Raw genomic sequence first — 8,781 nt, 5'->3', positions numbered from 1 at the left:
GGCTAATCAAGCTCGGAGATAGCTGGTTCTCCTCGAAAGCTATTTAGGTAGCGCCTCATGTATCACTGTAGGGGGTAGAGCACTGTTTCGGCTAGGGGGTCATCCCGACTTACCAAACCGATGCAAACTCCGAATACCTACAAGTGCCGAGCATGGGAGACACACGGCGGGTGCTAACGTCCGTCGTGAAAAGGGAAACAACCCAGACCGTCAGCTAAGGTCCCAAAGTCATGGTTAAGTGGGAAACGATGTGGGAAGGCTTAGACAGCTAGGAGGTTGGCTTAGAAGCAGCCACCCTTTAAAGAAAGCGTAATAGCTCACTAGTCGAGTCGGCCTGCGCGGAAGATGTAACGGGGCTCAAACCATGCACCGAAGCTACGGGTATCATCTTATGATGATGCGGTAGAGGAGCGTTCTGTAAGCCTGTGAAGGTGAGTTGAGAAGCTTGCTGGAGGTATCAGAAGTGCGAATGCTGACATGAGTAACGACAATGGGTGTGAAAAACACCCACGCCGAAAGACCAAGGTTTCCTGCGCAACGTTAATCGACGCAGGGTTAGTCGGTCCCTAAGGCGAGGCTGAAAAGCGTAGTCGATGGAAAACAGGTTAATATTCCTGTACTTCTGGTTATTGCGATGGAGGGACGGAGAAGGCTAGGCCAGCCTGGCGTTGGTTGTCCAGGTTTAAGGTGGTAGGCTGAGATCTTAGGTAAATCCGGGATCTCAAGGCCGAGAGCTGATGACGAGTGTTCTTTAGAACGCGAAGTGGTTGATGCCATGCTTCCAAGAAAAGCTTCTAAGCTTCAGGTAACCAGGAACCGTACCCCAAACCGACACAGGTGGTTGGGTAGAGAATACCAAGGCGCTTGAGAGAACTCGGGTGAAGGAACTAGGCAAAATGGCACCGTAACTTCGGGAGAAGGTGCGCCGGTGAGGGTGAAGCATTTACTGCGTAAGCCCACGCCGGTCGAAGATACCAGGCCGCTGCGACTGTTTATTAAAAACACAGCACTCTGCAAACACGAAAGTGGACGTATAGGGTGTGACGCCTGCCCGGTGCCGGAAGGTTAATTGATGGGGTTAGCGCAAGCGAAGCTCTTGATCGAAGCCCCGGTAAACGGCGGCCGTAACTATAACGGTCCTAAGGTAGCGAAATTCCTTGTCGGGTAAGTTCCGACCTGCACGAATGGCGTAACGATGGCGGCGCTGTCTCCACCCGAGACTCAGTGAAATTGAAATCGCTGTGAAGATGCAGTGTATCCGCGGCTAGACGGAAAGACCCCGTGAACCTTTACTATAGCTTTGCACTGGACTTTGAATTTGCTTGTGTAGGATAGGTGGGAGGCTTTGAAGCGTGGACGCCAGTCTGCGTGGAGCCAACCTTGAAATACCACCCTGGCAACTTTGAGGTTCTAACTCAGGTCCGTTATCCGGATCGAGGACAGTGTATGGTGGGTAGTTTGACTGGGGCGGTCTCCTCCTAAAGAGTAACGGAGGAGTACGAAGGTGCGCTCAGACCGGTCGGAAATCGGTCGTAGAGTATAAAGGCAAAAGCGCGCTTGACTGCGAGACAGACACGTCGAGCAGGTACGAAAGTAGGTCTTAGTGATCCGGTGGTTCTGTATGGAAGGGCCATCGCTCAACGGATAAAAGGTACTCCGGGGATAACAGGCTGATACCGCCCAAGAGTTCATATCGACGGCGGTGTTTGGCACCTCGATGTCGGCTCATCACATCCTGGGGCTGAAGCCGGTCCCAAGGGTATGGCTGTTCGCCATTTAAAGTGGTACGCGAGCTGGGTTTAGAACGTCGTGAGACAGTTCGGTCCCTATCTGCCGTGGACGTTTGAGATTTGAGAGGGGCTGCTCCTAGTACGAGAGGACCGGAGTGGACGAACCTCTGGTGTTCCGGTTGTCACGCCAGTGGCATTGCCGGGTAGCTATGTTCGGAAAAGATAACCGCTGAAAGCATCTAAGCGGGAAACTTGCCTCAAGATGAGATCTCACTGGAACCTTGAGTTCCCTAAAGGGCCGTCGAAGACTACGACGTTGATAGGTTGGGTGTGTAAGCGCTGTGAGGCGTTGAGCTAACCAATACTAATTGCCCGTGAGGCTTGACCATATAACACCCAAGCAATTTGAATGGACTTCCTGACAGGAGCATCAGATTGCGGTGACTGTGAAGATGACACGAACCGAAAGTTTGCGTCACAACCGCACCGAGCTATCACATACCCGATTTGCTGAAGCGCGCCGCAAGGCACGATTCGGTACCCGAATTTCTTGACGACCATAGAACATTGGAACCACCTGATCCCATCCCGAACTCAGCAGTGAAACGATGTATCGCCGATGGTAGTGTGGGGTTTCCCCATGTGAGAGTAGGTCATCGTCAAGATTAAATTCCAGAAACCCTCTTCGCTTACGTGTTGAGGGTTTTTGTTTTTCTGGCGCGTTAAAGTATTTTCGTACCGTGTAGATATAAAAAAACCACCTGGTCGAGGTGGTTTTTTATTTTCAGGGAGAATCAATCCCCGCGGTATTCGCACCCACTGGTGCAGGTCTCGTGAATACGAACGGCGGACAGCTCCGGCAGCAGGGGCTTCAGCTCATCCCAGATCCATTTCGCCAGGTTTTCGCTGGTTGGATTCTCAAGGCCCGGGATGTCATTCAGGTAATTATGATCAAGGCGTTCATACAGCGGTTTGAAAATAGCCTTGATTTCCGAAAAGTCGCGAATCCAGCCTGTGTGAGGATCAACCTTGCCTGCCAGATGTATGCCGACACGAAACGAATGGCCGTGCAGACGTCCACACTTGTGCCCCTCTGGTACGTGAGGGAGGCGGTGTGCTGACTCGAAGGTAAACTCTTTGAAAATTTCCACTGTGTATTGGCCCCGGAAAAATGGCGATCGCAGACGCGATAAATGCAGTCGACGAGTTTAACAGCAATGGCCTGAAACTCCATGCAGGGCTTGGGTGTGACGATTCTTTCAAGTGCGATTGATGGCACTCGGCCAGATTAATTCAGTTTGAGTTAAGTTGTACGGGGTAAGGTAATCGCCATAGAAGCATCGACCGCTATGGACACCTCCAGTAATGAAAACGCTGACAACCCTGCTGACGGCCCTGACATGTGTTCTGACGTCTTGTGTCATCCAGGCGCGTGGTGTCGATCCGCAGGAGGTATTGCGCCTCAGTAATGCGGGCACTCTCCAGTCTGCTGAAAAGCTCGATGCTAACGCCCTCAGCAAGCACCCTGGTGCCAGCATTCTTGATACACAGTTCAAGAATATATACGGCAGGTACGTTTACAATGTCGAGCTGCGTGACAAGCACGATATTGAGTGGGTTCTAGAAATAGACGCCGCTACGGGCCAAGTCTACAGGAATCATCAGGATAACTAATGAATGTCGACAAGCTTCTCTGTGTCATCCTTGGTTTGAGTCTGACCTGCTCTTTTGTCTATGCCAGAGATCTGAACCAGGATGAAGCGCTCAGTCTGCGGCAGCGTGGGGTGATACTGCCTCTCGAACAGTTTATCGAGCGCGCGCTGGGTCTTCATCCCGGCGCTCGCCTGCTGGAGGCTGAGCTTGAGGAAAAAAATAACATGTACGTGTATGAATTCGAGTTGCTGACCCCGCAGGGTGTTGTCCGTGAGCTCAAGTTCGATGCGCGCGATAGCCGATTGCTGAAAGACGAGGATGATGACTGATGCGCCTGCTACTGGTTGAAGACCATGTTCCTCTCGCGGATGAGTTACTCGCTGCGCTGGGACGGCAAGGCTACGCAGTCGACTGGCTGGCTGACGGTCGTGATGCGGTTTATCAAGGCGCAACCGAGCCCTACGACCTCATTGTTCTGGATCTGGGCTTGCCCGGCATGCCCGGGCTTGAGGTTCTCCAGCAATGGCGCGGCAAGGGCCTGGCTACCCCCGTACTGATTCTGACGGCACGAGGTTCGTGGTCAGAGCGTATAGAAGGCTTGAAGGCGGGGGCTGACGATTACCTGACCAAACCTTTTCATCCTGAAGAACTACAGTTGCGTATTCAGGCCCTGTTGAGGCGTTCGCACGGGCTTGCCAACCAGCCAACCCTGGAGTCTGCCGGCCTTAATCTGGATGAAGGTCGCCAGAGTGTCAGCCGGGATGGCGTTGATATCCAGCTCACGTCTGCAGAGTTTCGTCTGCTGCGCTATTTCATGCTCCACCCTGGACAGATTCTCTCCAAAAGCCATCTCTCTGAGCACTTGTACGATGGCGAAAACGAGCGTGACTCCAATGTCATCGAGGTCCATGTCAATCACCTGAGGCGCAAACTAGGCCGCGCAGTGGTCGAGACACGCCGTGGCCAAGGCTATCTGTACGGCGGAGCCGGAGGTTGAAATCTATACAACGGCGTCTGAGCCTGGGTCTTATCGCCGTTATGGTCGTTGTCGGCCTGGTGATGGCGCAGACCAGTCTCTGGTTGTTTGAAGTGGGCCTGCAGCGCTATCTGGAGTCTGGCTTACGCAATGAGAGCGAGAACCTGCTGGTGGCGCTGGTGCGGGGTCCTGCCGGGCTGCAACTGGATGAACATCGTTTGTCGGGTGCTTATCAGCGTCCGCTGTCCGGCCACTATTTCCGCATGGACTTGCCGCATGGCCACTGGCGCTCCCGTTCTTTGTGGGATTTTGAGCTGCCTCAGCCTGGGGTGGGGTTGCACGCTAACCTTGAGCTCGGCAAGACCGGTCAATCGCTGTTGATGCTGACCAGCGAATACCGAAAGTTCGGCAAGCAGATTTCAATTACCGTCGCCCAGGATTACACGCCGGTCAGGGCGAGCTTTCGTCTCATGCAGCAGATCGGGCTCGGGCTCGGCCTCGCGGCGCTGATCCTGGTGCTGGTTTTGCTGCGCATCACTGTGCGCAGGGCGCTTCGTCCCCTGGAAACCGTTCGCGAACAGATCTTCCAGCTTCAGCAGGGTCAGCGTTCGCAACTGGACAATCAGGTTCCCCTTGAGCTTGAGCCCCTTGTGGCTCAGATCAACCACCTGCTTGCGCATACTGAAGACAGCCTGAAACGCTCACGCAATGCACTGGGCAATCTGGGGCACGCCTTGAAGACACCGCTTGCGGTATTGCTCAGCCTGGCCCTTAGTGGACAGCTGGACGGCAACCCGGCACTGCGCAAGACGTTGCAGGAGCAATTGGAAAATATCCGTCTGCGTCTGGAGCGTGAACTCAATCGGGCCCGTCTTTCCGGGGACGCGCTGCCCGGAGCCCGTTTCGACTGTGATGCTGAACTGCCCGGGTTGTTTTCCACGTTGGGCATGATTCATGGCGCTCACCTTCATTTGGTCAACGATGTCGAAGCAGGCATGCACCTGCCGTGGGACCGGGAGGATATCCTCGAATTGCTGGGCAACCTTCTGGATAACGCCTGCAAGTGGGCCGACAGCGAAGTGCGTCTGAACATTTTCAGTCAGGCTCAGGGCTTCAGCCTGCTGGTGGACGATGACGGGCCCGGTATTCCGGAAGCGCAGCGCGCAGAGGTGTTCAGCCGTGGCGCTCGCCTTGACGAGCAGATTACCGGTCATGGCCTGGGCCTGGGGATTGTGCGCGATATCGTTGAGGCCTGGGGCGGCCAACTGCAGTTGCAGGAGAGCCCCGCTGGAGGGCTTCGCGTACGCATTGATCTTCCCGAGCGCACTGCTCCATAAGTTGCCAGCCTGCAACTCTCAGAGTGTTCGTACAAAAAAATACGCCAGGTCTTAATGTCCGTCGGATGCCGCCGATAGCCTGACAGGTATCTTTGACTCATAAAAATAACCATAAGGCCACTCCTATGCGTCTCAGTCTGAAAGCCAAGGTTCTGTCGCTGGCAGTTCTGCCGGTTCTGATATTTGCGCTGGTGATCAGTGCTACCACGGTGTTCATGCTGCACCGACAGGCCGAGCGCGAGGTCAGTGATACGCGAGAGCGTTTGCTCTCTGAAGCCAAAGCAACGTTGCAGAACTACGTTGCGATCGCCATGACGGCCATCAAGCCGCTTTACGAGGCGGCAGCGCCGGGTGATGAAACTGCGCGCGCTAATGCGATCAAGCTGCTTTCCTCCATCAGTTATGGCAAGGATGGTTATATCTTTGGCTATGACTCTCAGGTAATCCGGATATTCCGTAGCAACAGTCCTGATGGCGTGGGCAAGAGTTTCAATGACGCCCGCGATGCGAACGGGGTCTACATCAACCGCGAACTGGTGGCGGTCGGCAAGGCGGGCACTCACTATGTGATGTACTCCTCGGCCCTGCCTGGCAAGACTGAACCTGTGCCCAAGATTGGCTACACGGATTATCTGCCGAAGTGGGATCTGATCATCGGTTCTGCCGTCAATATAGACGGCATTGACGCTAAAGTTGCCGAAGTCAGGCAGAACGTCGAAGCGCGCCTGAAGGAAATGCTGTACAGCATTTTGGGTATCACCGTCCTGGTGCTGGTCATCATTGGCGTCATCGGGATATTGATGGCCGGCACTCTGCTACGTCCGCTCGGTTTGATGAAAAACAATCTGGATGACATCGCGGCGGGTGAAGGCGATCTGACTCGGCGTCTGGCCATTACCAGTAATGACGAGCTTGGTGATCTGGCTGGTTTGTTCAACCGGTTTGTCGACAAGATCCACGGTATGGTTCGTCAGGTCAGTGAAATGACCGGGCAACTCAATGGACTGGTCGGAGAAGTGTCATCCCAGGCACAGCGCTCGGAAACCGCCATGGACCGTCAGCGCCACGAAACAGATCAGGTGGCGACCGCAATCAATCAGATGTCGGCTGCGGCTCAAGAGGTCGCCAAGAGCGCGCAGGGTGCCTCCGTGGCTGCTCAGCAGACCGACGAGCAAGGGCGCGCCGCCAAGCGCGTTGTGGATGGCAGCATCAGACAGATTCATGCGCTGGTAGACGACATCCGCAAAAGTGGCTCGTCACTGGATGTTCTGCAAAAGGACGTTTCTTCGATCGTCAGCGTACTGGGCGTCATTCGCTCTATCGCCGAACAAACCAACCTGCTCGCACTCAATGCAGCCATCGAGGCCGCGAGGGCAGGGGAAGCAGGGCGTGGTTTTGCTGTGGTTGCCGACGAGGTTCGGGCGCTGGCCAGCCGCACCCAGCAAAGCACGCAGGAAATTCAAGGGATGATCGACCGTCTGCAGCAGGGCACTCAGGAGGCTGTTACGGCAATGCGCCGTTCCAGCGAAGCTGGCGACGGGACCTCTGCGCAAGCCAACGAAGCAGGAACATCGCTGGTGACCATAGGTGAGTTGATCGCGACGATCAATTCGATGAACGCGCAAATTGCCAGCGCAGCCGAAGAGCAAACGGCAGTTGCCGAAGAAATCAATCGCAGTGTTCATCAGATCGCAGGTGCAGTCGAAAGCGTCGCCGACGAAACCCGGCAAAGTGCACAGACCTCACGCAGCCTTGCCGAACTGGGCTCGCGCCTTGACAGTCTGGTCGGCCAGTTCCGTATCTGATGCCTGCGTGGCAGGGGCGCTGATGTCCGCAACAGCCTGCGCCTGCCATCGCGGTCATATTGCCTTCATAGAAGATGGCACTCGTACGTTCAAGTGCTGACTAAGCTCTAGACCGGGCGCGAGGCGCGGTCTACTGACATGGACAGGACATGAACGAAACCACGTTGCAATACAAAACCCTCATCATGCTATTGGTGCTGGTCACCATTGCCTTCATATGGATTCTGCTGCCGTTTTACGGCGCAGTATTCTGGGCGGTCATTCTGGGGATCATCTTTGCGCCTGTGCAGCGCAGGTTGCAGATCAAGTTCAACTGGTCACGCAATCTTACCTCCCTGTGCACCCTGACCATCTGTCTGGTGATTGCGATTCTGCCGGTGATCGTCATCAGCGCCTTGCTGGTTCAGGAGGGCACCACGCTGTACAAGAATGTCGAGACCGGGCAACTGGATATCGCCGGTTATCTCGCCGAGTTCAAGGACCTGCTGCCGCATTCGATCCAGGCACTGCTCGACCGACTGGGCATGGGCGATCTTGAAGGATTGCGCGACAAGATCACCAAAGGGGCAATGCAGGGCAGTCAGTATCTGGCGACTCAAGCGTTCAGCTTCGGGCAGGGCACCTTCGATTTCGTGGTGAGCGTGTTCATCATGTTGTACCTGTTGTACTTCTTCCTGCGAGATGGGCAGGAGTTGGTACGCAAGATACGTACGGCCTTTCCGTTGGGCGAACAGCAGAAGCGTCGTCTGCAACTCAAGTTCACTCGAGTGGTACGTGCCACGGTCAAGGGCAACGTCGTGGTCGCGGTGACGCAAGGTGCGCTGGGCGGTTTTATCTTCTGGGCGCTGGACATCCCGAGTGCGTTGCTGTGGGCGGTGATCATGGCCTTCCTGTCGCTGTTGCCCGCTGTAGGGGCGGGGATTGTCTGGGCGCCAGTGGCTGTATACTTCCTGCTCAGTGGCATGATCTGGCAAGGTGTAGTGCTGGGGTTGTTCGGTGTTTTCGTGATCGGTCTGGTGGATAACGTGCTGCGTCCGATCCTGGTGGGCAAGGACACGAAAATGCCGGACTACCTGATCCTGATTTCCACGCTGGGCGGTATGTCGGTCTTTGGTCTGAACGGCTTTGTCATAGGGCCTCTGGTGGCCGCACTGTTCATCTCCAGCTGGGGTTTGTTCAGCGGTGCCAAGAAGCCCGTCAGGCTGCCAGGCTGACATACCGGTACGCGTGGCCGATACAGACCCGCGAATGCCCCTGTCGTTATCAGGCAGGGGTATGCG

The 8,781-nt window shown here is 55.3% G+C and carries 7 protein-coding genes and 2 rRNA genes (1 of these 9 only partly in view); 8 read left to right on the top strand and 1 reads right to left on the bottom strand.

Annotated features, from left to right (window positions below; translation table 11 throughout):
* A 23S ribosomal RNA gene (locus tag LJU29_RS16755) occupies positions 1-2,119 on the top strand; it begins 774 nt to the left of the window's first position.
* A 160-nt stretch (positions 2,120-2,279) separates the two neighbouring features.
* Positions 2,280-2,395, top strand: a 5S ribosomal RNA gene (rrf, locus tag LJU29_RS16750).
* Between the two features lie 129 nt (positions 2,396-2,524).
* Here the strand turns inward: rrf and queD are convergent.
* Entirely contained in the window at positions 2,525-2,881 is a 357-nt protein-coding gene (queD, locus tag LJU29_RS16745) for a 6-carboxytetrahydropterin synthase QueD (protein WP_002554029.1), read from the bottom strand.
* A gap of 214 nt (positions 2,882-3,095) precedes the next feature.
* Here queD and LJU29_RS16740 point away from each other — a divergent pair, with 214 nt between their 5' ends.
* The 6 genes from LJU29_RS16740 to LJU29_RS16715 all read left to right on the top strand — a co-directional run bounded on the left by LJU29_RS16740 (position 3,096) and on the right by LJU29_RS16715 (position 8,715).
* Complete coding sequence (locus tag LJU29_RS16740; RefSeq protein WP_005741049.1) at positions 3,096-3,404, top strand: PepSY domain-containing protein; 309 nt, start codon at positions 3,096-3,098, stop codon at positions 3,402-3,404.
* Positions 3,404-3,712: a PepSY domain-containing protein gene (locus LJU29_RS16735; protein WP_005755595.1), complete on the top strand. Its 309-nt coding sequence runs from the start codon at positions 3,404-3,406 to the stop codon at positions 3,710-3,712. The genes LJU29_RS16740 and LJU29_RS16735 overlap by 1 nt, the downstream gene beginning before the upstream one ends.
* Positions 3,712-4,380 carry a response regulator transcription factor gene (locus tag LJU29_RS16730; RefSeq protein WP_004659446.1) on the top strand — a complete coding sequence of 223 codons (669 nt, stop codon included), beginning with the start codon at positions 3,712-3,714 and terminating at the stop codon, positions 4,378-4,380. Before LJU29_RS16735 ends, LJU29_RS16730 begins: the two co-directional genes overlap by 1 nt.
* Positions 4,377-5,696, top strand: a complete 1,320-nt coding sequence (locus LJU29_RS16725) for a sensor histidine kinase (RefSeq protein ID WP_257110959.1) — start codon at positions 4,377-4,379, stop codon at positions 5,694-5,696. The genes LJU29_RS16730 and LJU29_RS16725 overlap by 4 nt, the downstream gene beginning before the upstream one ends.
* 125 nt (positions 5,697-5,821) lie before the next feature.
* Positions 5,822-7,501 (top strand): methyl-accepting chemotaxis protein CtpM, encoded by a 1,680-nt coding sequence (ctpM, locus tag LJU29_RS29995; protein WP_257110958.1) that lies wholly within the window; start codon positions 5,822-5,824, stop codon positions 7,499-7,501.
* Between the two features lie 149 nt (positions 7,502-7,650).
* The gene (locus tag LJU29_RS16715) at positions 7,651-8,715 is read left to right on the top strand and encodes an AI-2E family transporter (protein WP_004659453.1); all 1,065 of its coding nucleotides are present in this window, start codon (positions 7,651-7,653) and stop codon (positions 8,713-8,715) included.
* Positions 8,716-8,781 lie beyond the last annotated feature (66 nt).

It is taken from the genome of Pseudomonas ficuserectae, assembly GCF_024584585.1.
In the GTDB taxonomy this organism is placed as follows: Bacteria; Pseudomonadota; Gammaproteobacteria; order Pseudomonadales; family Pseudomonadaceae; genus Aquipseudomonas; species Aquipseudomonas amygdali.
The sequence above is the reverse complement of the archived record's forward strand: the minus strand, read 5'-3'. Positions and strand labels throughout refer to the sequence as shown.

Excerpts from the sequence above, each read along its gene's own strand:
- LJU29_RS16740 (WP_005741049.1), top strand. The coding sequence starts at position 3,096 with ATGAAAACGCTGACAACCCTGCTGACGGCCCTGACATGTGTTCTGACG.
- LJU29_RS16735 (WP_005755595.1), top strand. The coding sequence starts at position 3,404 with ATGAATGTCGACAAGCTTCTCTGTGTCATCCTTGGTTTGAGTCTGACC.
- LJU29_RS16730 (WP_004659446.1), top strand. The coding sequence starts at position 3,712 with ATGCGCCTGCTACTGGTTGAAGACCATGTTCCTCTCGCGGATGAGTTA.
- ctpM (WP_257110958.1), top strand. The coding sequence starts at position 5,822 with ATGCGTCTCAGTCTGAAAGCCAAGGTTCTGTCGCTGGCAGTTCTGCCG.
- LJU29_RS16715 (WP_004659453.1), top strand. The coding sequence starts at position 7,651 with ATGAACGAAACCACGTTGCAATACAAAACCCTCATCATGCTATTGGTG.